Genomic DNA, 17,950 nt, shown 5'->3' with positions numbered 1-17,950 from the left:
TGGAACGTCAACGGCGGCGCGCAGCGCGCCACGCGATCCACAGCTTGCGGATCGGCGTCAGCGCGATGCGCTGGTGCAGGACCTGGTAGCCGTCGCGCTCGATCTCGACGAGCAGTGCGCGGGCAAGCGCGAGTTGCGCGCGCAGCGTGCGCTGAGCGCGGCGCTCGGCGGCGGGAATCGCCGCGTCGGCAGCCGCGAGCGCGTCGCGTGCCCGGGCGGTCTGGAACGTCAGCAGTTCGGTGAAAGCGGGGCTGTAGCGCCGGTTCAGCAGGTCCGCGGCCGTCACGTTGTAGCGTTGCAGCTCGTCGATCGGCAGGTAGATGCGGCCGTGCCGCGCGTCGTTGCCGAGCTCCTGCACGAATTGCGCGAGCATCAGCGCGTGGCCGACTTCATCGGCCCACGGCTGCGGCTCGGCCGGACGCGCGGCGCTGGCCCGCGCGACGAGCGACGCGAAGCCGCCGCCCACCTGCGCGATGTAGCGCCGCAGGTTCGCGAAATCGAGGTAGCGCGCCTGTTCGAGATCCATCCCGTAGCCGCTGACCAGTGCGCGCAGCGCGTCGGTTTCGGCCGCGATCGACGGATGGTGCTGCGCGAGCGCCTTCGTCACCGGATGCGACGGCTCCCCGGTGGCCAGCGCCGCGAGTTCCTTGTGCCACCATGCGAGCTTGGTGTGGCCGACGGTCGGGTCGCTGGTTTCCTTGACGGTCTCCTCGAGTTCGCGGCGCAGCGCGAAGAGGGCCGTGAGGCGCGGCTGGACGGCGAACGGCGCCTGCCGCAACGCGTAGTAGACACTGGAGCCGGCGGGCGCGGCTTTCTGCTGACAGTAGTCGTCGAAATTCACGTGCGGAATCGGGTCGGGGGCGGTATCGGGTGACGTGCGGTTGCGCACCGCCGGAAGCATCAAGCGCGGCATTCTAGCACCGGCGCGTGAACCTCGCCGGCCGATGCAGACAATGCCGCGCGGATCGGGTAGAATCTCGCGCTCGCCTGATCGGGCGCGCCGGTTTTGCATGTCGGCGTGACGGCCCGGGGCCGGTGCGCAATGCGCTGACAGGTGATAGAGACACGCGTGAGTGGCGAAATTGGTAGACGCACCAGGTTTAGGTCCTGACGCCCGCAAGGGTGTGCCGGTTCGAGTCCGGCCTCACGCACCATCAAGCATCATCGCACGACACCAAAAGGCACCATAACGCATTTGTTTTCAATGACTTGCGTTGATTTTTCAGGTTGTCGCACCCCTCCAAATCACGATACGAAAACACGCTAAACCACGTGTCGCTAAGCGGAAATTACGCAAGGGTTCGCGACATGTGATCGCTGGCGACCGTCGCGCCGTTTCGTTTTCGTCCACGCGGCCGTCGTGGCACAAAACGCTTTTGAGAGTGCGACAGATGGCAAATGAGAACATGCGCATGAGCCAAGCCGGCTGGCCCGCGCCGCGCACCTGCGAGAATGCGATCTGGTTTACTGCGACGATATCGAGACAACTGCACTTTCGGCGTCGGAACGCTTCTGCACCACGGGCCGTGTACGCCGCAGGAGCTTGCTCGCCCGGCAAGTGAGGTCCAGGTAAATGCGCAACTCGCGCGCGCGTCAGCCGGGCGGAAGCCGCGGTGCGCCGAAACGCCACTACCCTTGAACTGACTCAGGTCCAGTTCGACTGAACTGGTCAGTTATACCGACAAAAGGCGCGCGATGCCTCATGCGAGAAGTCGGCGCGCAACGAGTGGGGTGACGGGGCAATGCGGCCGGCGGCGCAGGCAATATGCACTACCGCGTCGACAAAGAACATGACAAGGAAGCTCTCTGCGATTGCGTCCCGCAAGTCGTCTTGATCGCGCAATGTAGCTTTCAATTCTGCATACCCGAAGTGCCAAAGCCCGTTACGCGCGGGCTTGCTTGCATGCTACAGAATTGCTGCAGCAAGGGACGAGAGGCTTGCGGGGCGAGGCTTCTGCTTGTCATTCCAACCCCTTAGCTATTGTGCTGATTGGTCAGCGCGAAGCGCGGCTATCAATCCCGAAATTATATGTCGATAGTAGGAGTCTCCGGGCTTTCGCAAATTGCTTTTGGCGAGTGCGATCTGCTGGCCGTCAGTTGCGCATACACACTTATCCGCAGCTGCAGTCGACTCCCGATTGACTGTGCGGACGAGATCCCGCTGCTTTTCCGCAGCCGCGTGACAAATTGCCATGCGATCGTTTGACGCCAAGAAAAATTGTGTTGGCGACAAGGGTAACGCGAACCTCTTGGGACATAAGAATAAATGGCGGAGCCCGTTAGGTCGTGTGGGGGCGTTCGCCCTTAAGAAACGTGTGGTAACAGGCTACGAGAAACGGAGTTTCTTGTAGCTTTCGCATCTCGCCTCCTAAGCTTAGGCATAGACGTACCAAGGTTCACGAAAGTCGTGTTCTGACGTTATTGATGACCGTTCGGTAATTCTCGGTTGGTTTGTTTACTCGTTAGAGGAGCCTGTGATGCCTGCAAACAATCTCAAAGTTCGTCCTTTGGTTGGCGGTATCAAAATTGTGACTGGCAGCAAGATCGGCACTTTAGGTCTGGTTGTGGACTATGAGGGGAACAGGTGCTTTGCGACGGCGGGCCATGTGTTCGGGCCAGGGGATGAGAGGGTTGGTCAACCTGACGACGAAAATTTGGTTGGTGTTCTGTTGGAGAATTTTCTGCCGCATAATCAAGATATCGCTATCGTGAGGGTGTCGCCTGGAGTCGAGGCAACTCTCAATCAGATATGGACAGATAGCGGTAGCAAGCACGTGGAGTTTGGCGCAGAGATCCGTCCCATAAAGAGCGAGCGTTTGTGGTTGCAGGGTGCGTTAACCGGTCTCGTGAATTGCTCGGTTTTTGAGCCAGATGTTGATATCACGGTACCGGAAACCGGCGATAGAGTAGAGCACGTCGTCCTGCTTAGCCTGGACGGAGGTGTTCAGACGCAGCCTGGTGATAGTGGCGCACCCGTGGTGGGTAAAAAAAGCGGCAAGGACGTCTGCTACGGCGTGTATGGAGGGAAGGTAGTGTTCAACTCAAAAACCTACGGATGGTTCACTCCGTTCGAGAACTTGGTATGGGATTAGTTCTGCGGAGAGTGCGTTGGACACAACGAGCGAAAATCGGATCCGATGATGTGTTGTGTGAGGGGATAGAAATACATCCAAGCGTTGATTGTCGAATGTGACAACGCTGAAGCCCTGAGTGCGAAAGCCCTCGGGGCTTTTGCTTGTGCGATTCAACCTGCGCCCCGCGCCGATCCGTCGGCAGCGGGGCGCTTTCGTCTCAAGTCCTGATGCTGACGCGCGATCTGGGTGTGACAATGTGAGGTGCGGCTTACTTACTGCGAACTAACTGGTGTGAAAACATCTTGCCCAACGTTGACGTGCTTCCACGAAAACTGAGCGAAAGCGTTTGCGTAATAGTAAAGCGCCGTGATTGTCGGTGCGCCGTTTGTCACTCGGCAAAGTCCCGACCACGTTGTAATACTATTGTAGCTGGCAGAGCTATTGTTCCAATTTACGGAAAACGTGACCAGTGTGACTTGATCAAGCCCGGGATTTGAAGACTGTGCCGCATAATACCAGCCGGAAAGCGCAAAAATCTGTCCGGTAGTTCCGGAAGGTGAGATATACGTTCCGGTAATGGCGCCACTGCTCGCGACGGAGGAGATCTTCATTGTCGAGCCCAGTTCGTTGCGCCACGAGCCGACTGGATTTTGACACGTTGCCGTATCGGCCCATGAGGGTGAAGCGAAAGCCCCAAAAATAGCGAGTGATGCGAGCATCTTCTTCATTTTCAGTTCCTTCCGTGCGATTGTTCGGATCCCGCATATCGGCCCAAACACGCAGTGGCGAGCCTTACCCCAATCCGACACGTATTTGCGCGAGCTCGACTGATGACGTTCGGTGGCGGCAATCATCCCTTTATGAGGCTTGATCGAGTGGGTGATGAATTTATGTGATCGTTTCCATTAATGGTGGTGATAAAAATTGATTGATCTGAAATGGTTTTGGTTATTTAATTATTCAATTAAATTTTTGTCGTGATGGGGTGGTGATTTGAAATTCAGCATAGATTGGGTGGGGGCGATTGGCAAGGGCGTGAATTGGTTGTGAGGGGATTTGTGACTTCGCGACATATTTTAGGGGCTGATGTGGATCTGAATTTTTAAGGTGTCGGCTATGTGGCGGTGGATTCGATGAAAGTGATTCAAATTGTCGGCGATCTTGTGCGTGATGGCTAATGCCGTGTAGGTGCGGCGTTCACCTCACTGGGGAATGCGCATCGGAAGAAAACTAAACCCGTCAGGTGAAGCCTTGCGGGTTTTTGCTTTGGAGACGTGCGGCGGCCAGCTGATCGACCAGCGGCCGTTCGGCAGCGTCGGCACCACCCAGCGCATCGGCCTGGACTTGCGCTGCGCTCTGGACCGCTCGACCTACGGCAACATCTTCGCGCTGGCGATGGAGGCCGAGCATTAGCTGATCCAGATGCTCGAGCTGCTGGATTCGCCGGACATCAAGCAGGCGTTCGACGCGAACACCAAGTGAGACGTCGTCGAGATCGTGTCGAACCCCGCTATCTCGGCGGGGGGCGCCGAACCGTGGCAGCGCGCCATGATGGCCGAGAGCGGGCGACGGATGCTGAAGTTCGTCGCGGACAACGACTTCAAGACCGCGATTGGCCAGATACTGTTCCAGAACGTCGTGGTCCGATGGGCGCGCACGCCGAGGCCTGGCTCGCGGCCTACCGGATGACGCGGGAAGGGCGTGGCTTCCCCGGTGTGACCCCGGCGCTGAAGAGCGCGCCGGGCATTCCGCAGGCGATCGGCGCCTGACGCGGTGCGCGGGTAAGCGGCCATGCGCGCGGACGACATGCTGGTCTTGGTGCGGAGCCGCAAGCTCGCGTGCGTGCTTGATCCTGCGCTGGTGCTTGGCTCGTGCGTCGGGCTGGCGTTCGCGTTGCGGCTGTCGCGGGTGCTGGAGCCGTAGCTCACGTGCAGCCCCTGGCCGGTGATCGACGCGAGTGAACTGCTGCTGCCCGGTCTGGCGGGGGGCGGCGTCAATCACGTGCTGGTGGACTTCCCGAGCGAGGTGCTGATGCAGCTACGGATCGGCGACCGCGTGCAGATCGTCGCGCACGGCCTGGGGCTGCGCCTGCCGGATTGCGCGCGCGTCGAGGTGCTGAACTGCGCGCCTGATGGGCTCGGGCCTCGGGAAGAACACCGCGTGGCGCGGCGACTACGACATCCAGCTTGCCGATCGGCTCACCCGCGAGCGCTATCGGCTGGGCAGCCTGCGTTTCGGCGACATGGTCGCGATTACCGACACGCGACGCGGCCCGCGCGATAGAGCGGGCCGCGTGACCATCGGCGTCATCGTGCATGGCGACAGCACGGTCAGCGGCCATGGCCCCGGCGTGACGCCGCTGCTGAGCGGTCCCGCCGACGTGCTGATTCCGGTGCATGAGCCGCAGGCGAATCTCGCCGAGATCTTCGGCATCCGCCGCGCCGTGCCGCCGCGGCAGCGGCCGACGCTGGCCGAGATCGACTGCCGGCGCCGCCGCGTGCTGCGCGAGCAGCCTGCGCGGCTGGCGTTCGGCGTCGCCGGTCGCTCCGTCGTCGAGTGAAGCGCAGGCGTTTGCGTGTCTTGCCGGGTCGCTAGTCCCAGAAACTGCGCACCGCGACCGCGACGATCACCGGCACCGAGAACACCAGCGGAATGGCGAAATACTGCGCTTCGCGGTCGACGATCCAGCTGTAGACCAGCCAGCTCGCGCCGATCGCGAACGTCACGAGGCCGACCAGGATGGCGGCGATATTCAGCGTCAGGTTCGACGGCCTGCGGCGCGCATGCTCGCGCGGGGTGGGTTTCATCGGAAGGATGCGGCTCGTGGCCTTGTTCATGCAAAATCACAGCAAACCCCATCTGCACGGATCGCGCAAGGGCCGGTGCATCATGCGCACGGCCTCGATCGCGATGTTCGCGGGGCAGGCAGAAGTCCGTCGGGCTGTCGCGCAACAGATGCCGATCCCGTCGGCGACGGTACACCATTGAATTGGTTGTGCGTGCAACCATGTCGCGCTATGCTCGTCAGCTTCCGGGAGACGGAATTCCATCATGAACGACACGAATTCAGGAGCGATGCGCGCGGCGGTCGTCGGCGTCGGCGCGATCGGCGGACTGCTTGCGGCAGCGCTCGCGCGAGCCGGCATGCGCGTGAGCGCCTACGCGCGCGGCGCGACGCTCGACGCGCTGAAGGCGCACGGCGTGCGCGTGCTCGACGAAACGGGCGCGATGTCGTCGGTTCCGATCGACGCCAGCGACGACGCGGCCGCGCTCGGCGTGCAGGACTACGTGGTGATCGCGCTGAAGGCGCAGGCGCTGCCGGATCTGGCCGCGCGCCTCGCGCCGCTCGTCGGGCCGCGGACGGTGATCGTCGCGGCGATGAACGGCCTGCCGTGGTGGTTCACGCACGGGCTGGCCGGGCCGCTCGACGGCGTGCCGCTCGAGGCGGTCGATCCGGGCGGCGCGGTGTCCGCGGCGCTGCCGCCGGCGCAGGCGATCGGCTGCGTCGTGCACCTGTCGTCGAGCACCGACGCGCCGGGCGTCGTGCGGCGCGGGCGCGGCAATCGCCTGATCGTCGGCGCGCCCGATCCGGCACGCGAAGCGGCCGCGTCGCGCTTCGCGGCGGCGCTGGCCGCGGGCGGCTTCGACGTCGAGATGACACCGCAGATCCGCACCGAGATCTGGGCGAAGCTGTGGGGCAATATGAACATGAATCCGCTGAGCGTGCTGACGGGCTCGACGGCCGATCGCCTGCTCGACGATCCTTGCACGCACGCGCTCGCGCTGCGGATGATGGAGGAGGCGGCCGCGATCGGCGCGAAGCTCGGCCTGGACACCGGCGTGAGCGCGCCGGAGCGCATGGCGGTGACCCGCAAGCTCGGCGCGTTCAGGACGTCGATGCTGCAGGATTTCGAGGCGGGGCGCTCGCTCGAGATCGGGCCGATCCTCGGCGTGTTTCCGGAGCTGGGGCGCAAGCTGGACGTGCCGACGCCGTTTTGCGACGCGGTGCTCGGCCTGTTGCGCCAGCGCGCCGCGAACAGCGGGCTGCAGGCCGGGTGAGCGGGGCGGCTGCCCTGCGGCTCAGTCGTCGCGCTCGAGCGAGTGGCTGAGCACTTTCTCGAGCAGCCGTTCGAACGTGTTGCGCTCGCTGTCGGACAGGCAGGCGAGCAGCCCGTCGTTCCACTTGCGCACGATCGGCATGATCTTGCGATGCAGCGCGCGGCCGTCCGGCGTCAGCGCGATCAGCACGATCCGGCCGTCCGCCTCGCTGGCGCTGCGTTCGAGCAGGCCCTGCTGCAGCAGCGCCTCGGCCGCGCGGCTCGCCTGGCTCTTGTCGAGGTTGGTGTGGCGCGCGAGATCCATGATCGAGAACGGACCGAATGCGCCGACGGCCGCGATCACGCGCGCCTCGGGCAGCGAGATGCCGAGCTTGTCGCGGTAAACCTCGCCGATGCCGCGGTCGGAACGCTTCGTGAGCACGTGGAGGCGGTAGGTCAGAAACTGATCGAGCCCGGCTGGACGGCCTTTCATGTCGAATCCTGATGATAAAGGGCGGGCCCGATTGTTCCTGTATCGCGCGCTCGGGTCAACGGTCAGTGCGCGCCGTATTTCAGGCGCGTCAGCTGCTCCGCTTCGTTCGCGAGCAGGCTGGCGGCGTCGCGGATCGCGACGTCGAGCGTGATCGGGCCCGGCGCGGGCGAGAAGCACCCGGAAAAATGTTCGGCAAGGCGCGGCAGCGCGGCCGGATCGACGGCACCCGACAGCAGTGACGCCGGCACGCCCGCCGCCTGTGCATGACGGCACGCGATGAACGGCGCCTTGCCGTGCAGCGTCTGCACGTCCGAGCGGCCTTCGCCGGTGATCAGCCAGTCCGCGCCCGCGAGCGCCGCGTCGAGGCCGACCTGCCGCGCAACGACTTCCGCGCCCGCCTCGAAGCGCGCGCCGAGCATGTGCAGCGCGAAGCCGAGGCCGCCCGCCGCGCCGGCGCCCGGCAGGTCGCGGGCGCGCCGGTCGAGCGCCGCTTCGAGCAGGTCGGCGAAATGGCCGAGTGCGGCGTCGAGGGTCGCAACCTGCTCGGGCGTCACGCCCTTTTGCGGGCCGAACACCGCGGTCGCGCCATGCGCGCCCGTCAGCGGGTTGTCGACGTCCGACATGCCGATGAACTCGGTGTCCGCGATGCGCGGGTCGAGCCCCGACGCGTCGATCCGCGCGATCTCGGCGAGCCGCGCCGGCACCGGCTCGACCGGCTGGCCGGCGGCGTCGAGGCAGCGCAGCCCGAGCCCGGCGAGGAGCCCCGCGCCGGCATCGTTGGTACTGCTGCCGCCGAGCGCGACGAAGAACCGGCGCACGCCGTCGTCGAGCAGCCGGCGGATCGCTTCGCCCATCCCGCGCGTGCTGCGCGCGTCGACCGGGACGCTCATCCCGACCGGATCGGTGATGCCGACGATCTCGGCCGTCTCGACGATCGCGGTGCGCGCATCGATGACGCCAACGGCGGCGTCGCGCGCCGCGAGCGACGCGCCGGCGACCGTCACGCTGCGCCGCGCGCCGCCGCCGGCAAGCATCGCGTCGAGCGTGCCTTCGCCGCCGTCGGCCATCGGGCAGCAGCGCACGACCGCGTCGGGGCGCGCGCGGCGGATGCCGGCGGCGATCGCGTCCGCGACCTGCGCGGCGGAAAGCGAGCCTTTGAACGAATCGGGCGCGATGACCACGACGGGCGCGACGACGGGCGCGGACGGGTGATGCGGCATGGTGTCTCCGGTTGGCGTGATTGGTCGGACGATTGGCCGCCGTGCGGCGGCGCATGCGCTTTCAAGGGAGCTTACAGGATGCGGGGGCGGGCGTGGATATGCGCGGCGGCATATCGGCGATCCATGCGTATCGGCGGCCGCCGCGCAACGGCCGCGCATGCGCGTGACCGGTTCTGGCGGTGCAGGGAAAATTGTTTGCTAGAATAGTCGATTCTTCCGGCCAAAGCCGTGCTCCGAGCCGCTTGCGCCAGCCCTCCCGGCGCATGCAAGGATGGCGTGGCGTCCCGGCGCGGCGTATGACGCCGCCAGGCAGGCACGGCAAGGAAAACCCGATTCGCTCGAATAATTTTAGGACGATTGAAGCCATGGCTAACGTTGTTGAAAACCTCGGCAAGCTTGAACGCCGCGTGACGATTTCCCTGCCGAAAGACTCGGTGCAGAAGGAAATCGACGCCCGTATCCAGAAACTCGCGAAGAACGTGCGCATGCCGGGTTTCCGCCCGGGCAAGGTGCCGCTGAAGATGGTCGCGCAGCAATACGCGGGTCAGGTCGAGGCGGAAGTCCTGAGCGACAAGATCGGCCAGGAGTTCTTCACGATCAGCCGTGCCGAGAACCTGCGCGTCGCGGGCCAGCCGAGCTTCGCGCCGAAGCAGGAGCAGGCGGAAGACGCATACGCGTTCGACGCGACGTTCGAGGTCTATCCGGAAGTGAAGATCGGCGACCTGGCGACGGCTGAAGTCGAGCGCTCGACGACGTCGATCGGCGACGCGGAAATCGACCGCACCCTCGACATCCTGCGCAAGCAGCGCGTGCACTTCCACGCACGCGGCGAAGCCGGCGAGCACGGCGACGGCGGCGCGGACACGGCAGCCAAGAACGGCGACCGCGTGACGGTCGACTTCGTCGGCAAGATCGACGGCGTCGCGTTCCAGGGCGGCACCGCGGAAGACTTCCCGTTCGTGCTCGGCGAAGGCCGCATGCTGCCGGAATTCGAAACGGCCGCGCTGGGCCTGAAGGCCGGCGAAGCGCGCGAATTCGACCTGAAGTTCCCGGACGACTATCACGGCAAGGACGTGGCCGGCAAGACGGCCCAGTTCACGGTCACGATGAAGAAGATCGAATGGCCGCACCTGCCGGAGATCGACGCCGACTTCGCGAAGTCGCTCGGCATCGAGGACGGCGATCTGGCCAAGATGCGCGGCGAGATCAAGGAAAACCTCGAGCGTGAGGCAAAGCGCCGCACGCAGGCGATCGTCAAGAACCAGGTGATGGACGCACTGCTGAAGATTTCCGAGCTCGACGTGCCGAAGGCGCTGATCGAGCAGGACCAGCAGCGCCTCGTCGAAATGGCGCGCCAGGACCTCGCGCAGCGCGGCGTGCCGAACGCGAAGGACGCGCCGATCCCGGCCGAGATGTTCGCCGAGCAGGCCGAGCGCCGCGTGAAGCTGGGCCTCGTGCTCGCCGAGCTGGTGAAGGCGAACAGCCTGGAAGCGAAGCCGGAGCAGATCCGTGCGGAAGTCGACGAGTTCGCGAAGAGCTACGAAGACCCGAAGGAAGTGGTCCGCTGGTATTATTCGAACCAGCAGCGCCTCGCCGAGATGGAAGCGTTCGTCGTTGAAAGCAACGTCGTCGATTTCGTGCTGGGCAAGGCGAAGGTGACGGACAAGGAAGTGAGCTTCGAGGCACTCGCGAGCGCATCGGCGCAAGCGTAAGTGTCGCTCTAGCGGCGTGCCGGCTGTCGGAGCGACGGCCCGCACGCCGTTTTTACGTCAGGCGCACGGTTGCCATTAATATGGCGATTGAGCGGGCGGCTTCCTTCCGTTCAATTTCCCATTCGAACAAGGCTCATTGAATGATCACTCGCGCTGAATTGCTGGACATGCTTGCTTCGAACGCGCCGCAGGGTTTCGAGGCCCAGGCGCTGGGGCTGGTTCCGATCGTCGTCGAAACGAGCGGCCGCGGCGAGCGTTCGTACGACATCTATTCGCGTCTCCTGAAGGAGCGCCTGGTGTTCATGGTCGGCGAAGTGAACGACCAGACCGCCAACCTCGTGGTCGCGCAGCTGCTGTTCCTCGAGAGCGAGAATCCGGACAAGGACATCAGCCTGTACATCAACAGCCCGGGCGGCTCGGTGTCGGCCGGCATGGCGATCTACGACACGATGCAGTTCATCAAGCCGGACGTGTCGACGCTGTGCATGGGCCTCGCCGCGAGCATGGGCGCGTTCCTGCTCGCATCGGGCGCGAAGGGCAAGCGTTTCGCGCTGCCGAACTCGCGCGTGATGATCCACCAGCCGCTCGGCGGCGCGCGTGGCCAGGCGTCGGACATCGAGATCCAGGCGCGCGAGATCCTCTACCTGAAGGAGCGGCTCAACCAGCTGCTCGCGCAGCACACGGGCCAGGATGTCGAGCGCATCGCGCGCGACACTGACCGCGACAACTTCATGTCGAGCGAGGACGCGAAGGCGTACGGGCTGATCGATCAGGTGCTGTTGAAGCGTCCGTGATCTTTCTTAGTGGGGTGCCGCCCCATTGGCGGCGGCACGCCCGATACGCCCCGAGCAACTTCGGCAAGCGCATCCAGCCGGCTCAGGTCGCGCCCTAGGTCGTGGCGCGCGGAGCATTCGGCGTATCATGTCATTTACCTGTCCGGAGGCTCATACATTCATGGCGGACAAAAAAGGTTCGAACAGCGAGAAGCTGTTGTATTGCTCGTTTTGCGGCAAGAGTCAGCATGAGGTGAAAAAGCTCATTGCCGGCCCGTCGGTCTTCATCTGCGATGAGTGCATCGACCTGTGCAACGAGATCATTCGTGACGAGGCGGCAGCCGCGGGCGTCGAGGCGAGCCTGTCCCGGACGGATCTGCCGAGCCCGCAGGAAATTCGCGACATCCTCGATCAGTACGTGATCGGGCAGGAGCGCGCGAAGAAAATCCTCGCGGTAGCCGTCTACAACCACTACAAGCGTCTCAAGCATCTCGACAAGAAGGACGACGTCGAGCTGTCGAAGAGCAACATCCTGCTGATCGGCCCGACGGGCTCCGGCAAGACGCTGCTCGCGCAGACGCTGGCGCGCCTGTTGAACGTGCCGTTCGTGATCGCGGATGCGACGACGCTGACCGAAGCCGGCTACGTCGGCGAGGACGTCGAGAACATCATCCAGAAGCTGTTGCAGAACTGCAACTACGAGGTCGAGAAGGCCCAGCGCGGGATCGTCTACATCGACGAAATCGACAAGATCAGCCGCAAGTCGGACAACCCGTCGATCACCCGCGACGTGTCGGGCGAGGGCGTCCAGCAGGCGCTGCTGAAGCTCGTCGAGGGCACGATGGCGTCGGTGCCGCCGCAGGGCGGCCGCAAGCATCCGAACCAGGATTTCATCCAGGTCGACACGACCAACATCCTGTTCATCTGCGGCGGCGCGTTCGACGGCCTGGAGAAGGTGATCACCGACCGCACCGAGAAGACGGGCATCGGCTTTGGCGCGACGGTCAAGAGCAAGCAGGAGCGCGATGCCGGCGAGGTGCTGCGCGAGGTCGAGCCGGAGGATCTGATCAAATTCGGTTTGATCCCCGAATTGATCGGCCGTCTGCCGGTCGTCGCGACGCTCGGCAAGCTGGACGAGGCCGCGCTGATGAAGATCCTGGTCGAGCCGAAGAACGCGCTCGTCAAGCAGTATCACAAGCTGTTTGCGATGGAGCGCGTCGAGCTGGAAATTCGCCCGGCCGCACTGCAGGCGGTGGCCCGCAAGGCGATCCGTCGCAAGACGGGCGCACGCGGTCTGCGTTCGATCATCGAACAGGCGCTGCTCGACGTGATGTACGAATTGCCGACGATGAAAGGGGTCAGCAAGGTCATCATCGACGAGAACGTCATCGATGGGGACGGCAAGCCGCTGTTGATCTATGAGGACACGCCGAAGGTGGCGGGTTCGAATTGACCGGCTTGACGGCGATGTTCAGACAAAAAAGGGCCGTTCATCGAAGCGTGAACGGCTTTTTTTCGTTTATCTTGTGGGTAATCTGACTCAACACGCGGCGGTTACTTTCTTACCGAATATTTCCCACGCTGGGAGGCCTTGCAATCGGATGCGCCGGCCTCAATTACCGAACAATTGATTCCACTCATGGGGAAATGAAATGTCAGGCACCCAACTTCTCCCGCCGGAACGCATCACGCTCCCGCTGCTGCCGCTGCGGGACGTCGTCGTTTTCCCGCACATGGTGATTCCGCTCTTCGTGGGCCGGCCGAAATCGATCAAGGCCCTCGAAGCAGCGATGGAAGGCGGCAAGCACATCATGCTGGTCGCCCAGAAGACCGCGGCCAAGGACGAGCCGACCGAAAAGGACATGTACGAGGTCGGTTGCGTCGCCAACATCCTGCAGATGCTGAAGCTGCCGGACGGCACCGTGAAGGTGCTGGTCGAAGGCCTGCAGCGCGCGAAGGCGCTGTCGATCGAGGAACAGGAGACGCAGTTCTCCTGCGAGGTGATGCCGCTCGAGCCGGACCACGCGGACAGCGCGGAAACGGAAGCGCTGCGCCGCGCGATCGTGTCGCAGTTCGACCAGTATGTGAAGCTGAACAAGAAGATCCCGCCGGAGATCCTCACGTCGCTGTCGGGCATCGACGAAGCGGGCCGGCTCGCGGATACGATCGCCGCGCACCTGCCGCTCAAGCTCGACCAGAAGCAGCACATCCTCGAGATGTTTCCGGTCGTCGAGCGCCTCGAGCACCTGCTCGCGCAGCTCGAAGCCGAGATCGACATCCTGCAGGTCGAGAAGCGCATCCGCGGGCGCGTGAAGCGCCAGATGGAGAAGAGCCAGCGCGAGTACTACCTGAACGAACAGGTCAAGGCGATCCAGAAGGAACTGGGCGAAGGCGAAGAGGGTGCGGACCTCGAGGAGCTCGAGAAGCGCATCAACGCCGCGCGCATGCCGAAGGAAGCGAAGAAGAAGGCCGACGCCGAGCTGAAGAAGCTGAAGCTGATGTCGCCGATGTCGGCCGAAGCGACGGTCGTGCGCAACTACATCGACACGCTGATCGGCCTGCCGTGGCGCAAGAAGAGCAAGGTCAACAACGACCTGTCGAACGCCGAGCAGGTGCTCGACGAGGATCACTTCGGCCTCGAGAAGGTCAAGGAACGCATCCTCGAGTATCTCGCGGTGCAGCAACGCGTCGACAAGGTCAAGGCGCCGATCCTGTGCCTCGTCGGGCCCCCGGGCGTCGGCAAGACCTCGCTCGGCCAGTCGATCGCCCGCGCGACGAACCGCAAGTTCGTGCGCATGGCGCTGGGCGGCGTGCGTGACGAGGCCGAGATCCGCGGCCACCGCCGCACGTACATCGGTTCGATGCCGGGCAAGATCCTGCAGAGCCTCACGAAGGTCGGCGTGCGCAATCCGCTCTTCCTGCTCGACGAAGTCGACAAGATGGGCATGGATTTCCGCGGCGATCCGTCGTCGGCGCTGCTCGAAGTGCTCGATCCGGAACAGAACCACACGTTCGCCGATCACTACATCGAGGTCGACTTCGACCTGTCGGACGTGATGTTCGTCGCGACGTCGAACTCGCTGAACATCCCGCCGCCGCTGCTCGACCGGATGGAAGTGATCCGTCTGTCGGGCTACACGGAAGACGAGAAGGTCAGCATCGCGCAGCGTTACCTGCTGCCGAAGCAGAAGAAGAACAACGGCCTGAAGGAAGGCGAGATCGAGGTCGCCGAGCAGGCGATCCGCGACATCATCCGCTACTACACGCGCGAAGCCGGTGTGCGTTCGCTCGAGCGGGAAGTGTCGAAGATCTGCCGCAAGGTCGTGAAGATGCTGCTGCTGAAGAAGGCATCGGGCGCGATCAAGGTCGACGGCGAGAACCTCGACACGTTCCTCGGCGTGCGCAAGTACGACTTCGGCCTCGCGGCGAAGGAAAACCAGGTCGGTCAGGTGACGGGCCTCGCGTGGACGGAAGTCGGCGGCGACCTGCTGACGATCGAAGCCGCGGTGATGCCGGGCAAGGGCAACGTGATCCGCACCGGTTCGCTCGGCGACGTGATGAAGGAGTCGGTCGAGGCCGCGCGTTCGGTCGTGCGTTCGCGTTCGCGGCGTCTGGGCATCAAGGACGAAGCGTTCGAGAAGCAGGACATTCACATCCACGTGCCGGAAGGTGCGACGCCGAAGGACGGTCCGTCCGCCGGCGGTGCGATGACGACCGCGCTGGTGTCGGTGTTGACGGGGATCCCCGTGCGCGCCGACGTCGCGATGACGGGCGAGATCACGCTGCGAGGCGAAGTCCTGCCGATCGGCGGCCTGAAGGAGAAGCTGCTGGCCGCGCATCGCGGCGGCATCAAGCTCGTGCTGATTCCGGAAGAGAACGTGAAGGATCTCGCGGAGATTCCGGACAACGTGAAGAACGCGATCGAGATCGTGCCGGTCCGCTGGATCGACAAGGTGCTCGAACTCGCGCTCGAGCGGTCGCCGACGCCGCTGCCGCCGGAAGAAGAGGCCAAGGCTGCGGCGCCCGTCGCGGAAACGGCAAAGGATGCCGGCTCGACGGAAGTCGTCAAGCACTGAGCCTGATGTGACGGTCGTTCACGAAACCCGCGGCGTGTCCGCGGGTTTTTTATGCGCGGCGCGCCGATTGAAATCGGTGCTGCAAAAATTTCGCGATTCAGGGCTGGTAAAGTTCTGAGGGATGAATTAAACTAGCGGGCTCGCTGGTTGTTGATGCCGAAACGCAGATCGCAGCCAGATTGAATCCGGAACGGGTGCTTAGCTCAGTTGGTAGAGCGGCGCCCTTACAAGGCGTAGGTCGGGAGTTCGAGCCTCTCAGCACCCACCAGTTTCGCGATTCAGCCAGACCAAGGAGCGGTAGTTCAGTCGGTTAGAATACCGGCCTGTCACGCCGGGGGTCGCGGGTTCGAGTCCCGTCCGCTCCGCCAAGACAATAAATGCCCGCCTCGTGCGGGCATTTTTGTTTTTATATCCATTTTTTGTGCACGCATTGCGCGGCTCGCAGCGCGGCGGCGAGCCTGTCCGCCCGATCGCGAATCCCCCGTTTCGCCTTTTTTCCTGCCCGCTGTTGTAATATCGGGCGTTTTGTCCAATACACACCCCGTCACGCATGCTCGATTTCTTCCGTAATCACCAGCGCCTGATGATGGCGCTCCTGCTCCTGATCGTGTTGCCGGGGCTGGGTTTCGTCGGGATCCAAGGCTTCCGCGGCTTCTTCGATGAAAGCGCGAACGTCGCGGCGGTCAACGGGCACAAGATCACGCGAGTCGAATTCGACGGAACGTACCGTCAGCAGATCGATCGCGCGCGTCAGGCGCTCGGCGCGCAGTTCGACCTGAAGTCGTTCGACACGCCCGAGCACCGCAAGGAAGTGCTCGACGGCCTGATCCAGCAGCGCGTGCTGGCCGACGAGACGCAGCGTCTGCACCTGACCGCGTCCGACAACGCGGTGCGCGAGTCGCTGCTGAGCGACCCGATGATCGCGTCGCTGAAGAAGCCCGACGGCTCGATCGACGTCGAGCGCTATGCGCAGCTGCTGTCGTTCCAGGGCATGACGCCCACGCAGTACCAGGAGCGCGTGCGCTACAGCCTGGCGCTGCAGCAGATTCCGGCCAGCATCGTGTCGAGCGCGTTCACGCCGAAGAGCCTCGCGCAGCGGCTGTCCGAACTCGCTGCGCAGCAGCGTGAAGTGCAGGCGCTCGTGCTGAAGACGAGCGACTACGCGTCGAAGGTGCAGCCGACCGACGCGCAGCTCGCGGCCTATTACGACGCGCACAAGCAGAGCTTCGCGACGCCGGAGACCGCGACGATCCAGTATCTCGTCTATTCGCCGGCGGCCGCCGCGGCGAACGCGCAGCCGACCGACGCGGACATCAAGAAGTTCTACGACGACAACCCGACGCATTTCCGCACCGAAGCGCAGGTGCGCGTGAGCCACATCTTCATCGCGGTGGCCGGCGACGCAAGCGCCGCGGACAAGGCGGCCGCGAAGGCGAAGGCCGAGCAGCTGCTCGCCGACGTGAAGGCGCATCCGGACCAGTTCGCGCAGATCGCACAGAAGAGCTCGCAGGACGCGCCGTCGGCGGCGAAGGGCGGCGACCTCGGCTTCATCACGCGCGGCTCGACGGCGGGCGGCAAGGCGTTCGACGATGCCGCGTTCGCGCTGAAGCAGGGCGACGTGAGCGGCGTCGTGCAATCGGATCTGGGCTTGCACATCCTGAAGGCGACCGAAGTGAAGCCGGCGGCCGTGAAGCCGTTCGCGGAAGTGAAGGATGCGATCGCCGTGGAGCTGAAGCAGCAGTATGCGTCGAAGGCGTTCTCGGACAACGCGGAAGGCTTCACGTCGACCGTCTACGAGAAGGCGAAGAGCCTGCAGCCGGCCGCGGACAAGTACAAGCTGACGATCCAGACGGCCACCGTCACGTCGACGCCGAACCCCGCGCTGCCGCCCACGAGCCCGCTGAACAATGCGAAGTTCCTGGCTGCGGTGTTCGCGACCGACTCCGTGAAGAACCGGAACAACACGCAGGCGATCGACATCGGCAGCAACACGCTGATCTCGGCGCGCGTGACCGACTACAAGCCGGCCGCCGTGCCCGCGCTCGACGCGATCAAGGATGCGGTGCGCCAGAAGGTGATCGCCGAGCAGGCAGCGGAACTCGCGAAGAAGGACGGCGCGGCAAAGCTCGCCGAGCTGCAGAAGTCCAAGGCGACCACGGGCTTCGCGCCGGCGGCAACCCTGTCGCGCACGCAGTCGCACGGCCTGACGCCCGCGGCGCTGAGCGCGGTCTACAAGGTCGACGCGAAGGCGCTGCCGGCCTACGTCGGCGTCGATCTCGGCGCGGACGGCTATGCGGTCTACCGTGTGAATGCGGTGATCCCGGGCTCCGCGGTCGATCCGCAGCAGCTCGCGGCCGCGCAGCAGCAGATGGCGCAGGTCGACGCGCAGAGCGAAGGCGAAGCCTATCTTGCCGCGCTGCGCGATCGTTCGAAGGTGAAGCTGTACGGTTCGACCGCGAATGCCGCGCAGGACGGCGGAAACTGATCTCCGCCGCGTCGACAGCAAAAAGCCCCGCCAATCGAGCGGGGCTTTTTGCTGGCCGGGCGCCTGCAGGCTGCCGGCGC

The 17,950-nt window shown here is 64.1% G+C and carries 15 protein-coding genes, 3 tRNA genes and 1 pseudogene; 13 read left to right on the top strand and 6 right to left on the bottom strand.

Annotation, left to right across the window (positions count from 1 at the left end; genetic code table 11):
- Nucleotides 1-7 precede the first annotated feature (7 nt).
- Nucleotides 8-841: a presqualene diphosphate synthase HpnD gene (gene hpnD / locus HWX31_RS16540; protein ID WP_174962101.1), complete on the bottom strand. Its 834-nt coding sequence runs from the start codon at nucleotides 839-841 to the stop codon at nucleotides 8-10.
- Nucleotides 842-1,067: 226 nt separating this feature from the next.
- Between hpnD and HWX31_RS16535 the strand changes: the two genes are divergently transcribed.
- The 3 genes and pseudogenes from HWX31_RS16535 to HWX31_RS16530 all read left to right on the top strand — a co-directional run bounded on the left by HWX31_RS16535 (nucleotide 1,068) and on the right by HWX31_RS16530 (nucleotide 3,092).
- A tRNA-Leu gene (locus HWX31_RS16535) sits at nucleotides 1,068-1,154 on the top strand.
- 528 nt (nucleotides 1,155-1,682) lie between these two features.
- A pseudogene (locus tag HWX31_RS35250) lies at nucleotides 1,683-1,835 on the top strand (lysozyme inhibitor LprI family protein); the annotation flags it as partial.
- A gap of 642 nt (nucleotides 1,836-2,477) precedes the next feature.
- Nucleotides 2,478-3,092 carry a trypsin-like serine protease gene (locus HWX31_RS16530; protein ID WP_174962075.1) on the top strand — a complete coding sequence of 205 codons (615 nt, stop codon included), beginning with the start codon at nucleotides 2,478-2,480 and terminating at the stop codon, nucleotides 3,090-3,092.
- 254 nt (nucleotides 3,093-3,346) lie between these two features.
- Here HWX31_RS16530 and HWX31_RS16525 read toward each other — a convergent pair whose 3' ends face one another.
- On the bottom strand, nucleotides 3,347-3,802 hold the full coding sequence (locus HWX31_RS16525) for an avidin/streptavidin family protein (protein WP_174962078.1): 456 nt from the start codon (nucleotides 3,800-3,802) through the stop codon (nucleotides 3,347-3,349).
- Nucleotides 3,803-4,286: 484 nt separating this feature from the next.
- On the opposite strand from HWX31_RS16525, the gene HWX31_RS34970 reads away from it, so the two are divergent.
- Nucleotides 4,287-4,487, top strand: coding sequence for a hypothetical protein (locus HWX31_RS34970; RefSeq protein ID WP_244143759.1), 201 nt, complete (start codon nucleotides 4,287-4,289; stop codon nucleotides 4,485-4,487).
- On the opposite strand, the gene HWX31_RS34965 is transcribed toward HWX31_RS34970, so the two are convergent.
- A complete protein-coding gene (locus tag HWX31_RS34965; protein ID WP_244143758.1) occupies nucleotides 4,484-5,002 on the bottom strand; it encodes a hypothetical protein in 519 nt (172 codons plus the stop codon). The genes HWX31_RS34970 and HWX31_RS34965 overlap by 4 nt on opposite strands.
- A 203-nt stretch (nucleotides 5,003-5,205) precedes the next feature.
- Here HWX31_RS34965 and HWX31_RS16515 point away from each other — a divergent pair, with 203 nt between their 5' ends.
- Nucleotides 5,206-5,634, top strand: a complete 429-nt coding sequence (locus HWX31_RS16515) for a DUF4438 family protein (protein ID WP_244143757.1) — start codon at nucleotides 5,206-5,208, stop codon at nucleotides 5,632-5,634.
- A gap of 31 nt (nucleotides 5,635-5,665) precedes the next feature.
- Here HWX31_RS16515 and HWX31_RS16510 read toward each other — a convergent pair whose 3' ends face one another.
- A complete protein-coding gene (locus tag HWX31_RS16510; protein WP_059750604.1) occupies nucleotides 5,666-5,881 on the bottom strand; it encodes a hypothetical protein in 216 nt (71 codons plus the stop codon).
- Nucleotides 5,882-6,125: 244 nt separating this feature from the next.
- On the opposite strand from HWX31_RS16510, the gene HWX31_RS16505 reads away from it, so the two are divergent.
- Nucleotides 6,126-7,133, top strand: coding sequence for a 2-dehydropantoate 2-reductase (locus HWX31_RS16505; RefSeq protein WP_174962080.1), 1,008 nt, complete (start codon nucleotides 6,126-6,128; stop codon nucleotides 7,131-7,133).
- A 21-nt stretch (nucleotides 7,134-7,154) separates the two neighbouring features.
- Here the strand turns inward: HWX31_RS16505 and HWX31_RS16500 are convergent, their stop codons facing one another.
- Together HWX31_RS16500 and HWX31_RS16495 are read right to left on the bottom strand one after the other, a co-directional pair.
- Nucleotides 7,155-7,604: a MarR family winged helix-turn-helix transcriptional regulator gene (locus tag HWX31_RS16500; RefSeq protein WP_174962082.1), complete on the bottom strand. Its 450-nt coding sequence runs from the start codon at nucleotides 7,602-7,604 to the stop codon at nucleotides 7,155-7,157.
- A gap of 62 nt (nucleotides 7,605-7,666) precedes the next feature.
- The gene (locus HWX31_RS16495) at nucleotides 7,667-8,824 is read right to left on the bottom strand and encodes a glycerate kinase (RefSeq protein ID WP_174962084.1); all 1,158 of its coding nucleotides are present in this window, start codon (nucleotides 8,822-8,824) and stop codon (nucleotides 7,667-7,669) included.
- A 365-nt stretch (nucleotides 8,825-9,189) separates the two neighbouring features.
- Between HWX31_RS16495 and tig the strand changes: the two genes are divergently transcribed.
- The 7 genes from tig (at nucleotide 9,190) to HWX31_RS16460 (ending at nucleotide 17,870) form a co-directional block, all read left to right on the top strand.
- Nucleotides 9,190-10,536: a trigger factor gene (tig, locus tag HWX31_RS16490; protein WP_174962086.1), complete on the top strand. Its 1,347-nt coding sequence runs from the start codon at nucleotides 9,190-9,192 to the stop codon at nucleotides 10,534-10,536.
- A 140-nt stretch (nucleotides 10,537-10,676) separates the two neighbouring features.
- Nucleotides 10,677-11,330, top strand: coding sequence for an ATP-dependent Clp endopeptidase proteolytic subunit ClpP (gene clpP, locus HWX31_RS16485; RefSeq protein ID WP_010092137.1), 654 nt, complete (start codon nucleotides 10,677-10,679; stop codon nucleotides 11,328-11,330).
- 160 nt (nucleotides 11,331-11,490) lie between these two features.
- Entirely contained in the window at nucleotides 11,491-12,762 is a 1,272-nt protein-coding gene (gene clpX / locus HWX31_RS16480; RefSeq protein ID WP_174962088.1) for an ATP-dependent Clp protease ATP-binding subunit ClpX, read from the top strand.
- Between the two features lie 199 nt (nucleotides 12,763-12,961).
- Nucleotides 12,962-15,385, top strand: a complete 2,424-nt coding sequence (lon, locus tag HWX31_RS16475; RefSeq protein WP_059611604.1) for an endopeptidase La — start codon at nucleotides 12,962-12,964, stop codon at nucleotides 15,383-15,385.
- Nucleotides 15,386-15,577: 192 nt separating this feature from the next.
- A tRNA-Val gene (locus HWX31_RS16470) sits at nucleotides 15,578-15,653 on the top strand.
- Nucleotides 15,654-15,676: 23 nt separating this feature from the next.
- A tRNA-Asp gene (locus HWX31_RS16465) sits at nucleotides 15,677-15,753 on the top strand.
- A 182-nt stretch (nucleotides 15,754-15,935) separates the two neighbouring features.
- Nucleotides 15,936-17,870 carry a SurA N-terminal domain-containing protein gene (locus HWX31_RS16460; protein ID WP_174962090.1) on the top strand — a complete coding sequence of 645 codons (1,935 nt, stop codon included), beginning with the start codon at nucleotides 15,936-15,938 and terminating at the stop codon, nucleotides 17,868-17,870.
- Nucleotides 17,871-17,950: the final 80 nt, after the last annotated feature.

Origin of the sequence: Burkholderia ubonensis, from assembly GCF_902833085.1 — a bacterium.
In the GTDB taxonomy this organism is placed as follows: domain Bacteria; phylum Pseudomonadota; class Gammaproteobacteria; order Burkholderiales; family Burkholderiaceae; genus Burkholderia; species Burkholderia ubonensis.
This window is presented reverse-complemented; position numbering and strand designations above follow the sequence as displayed.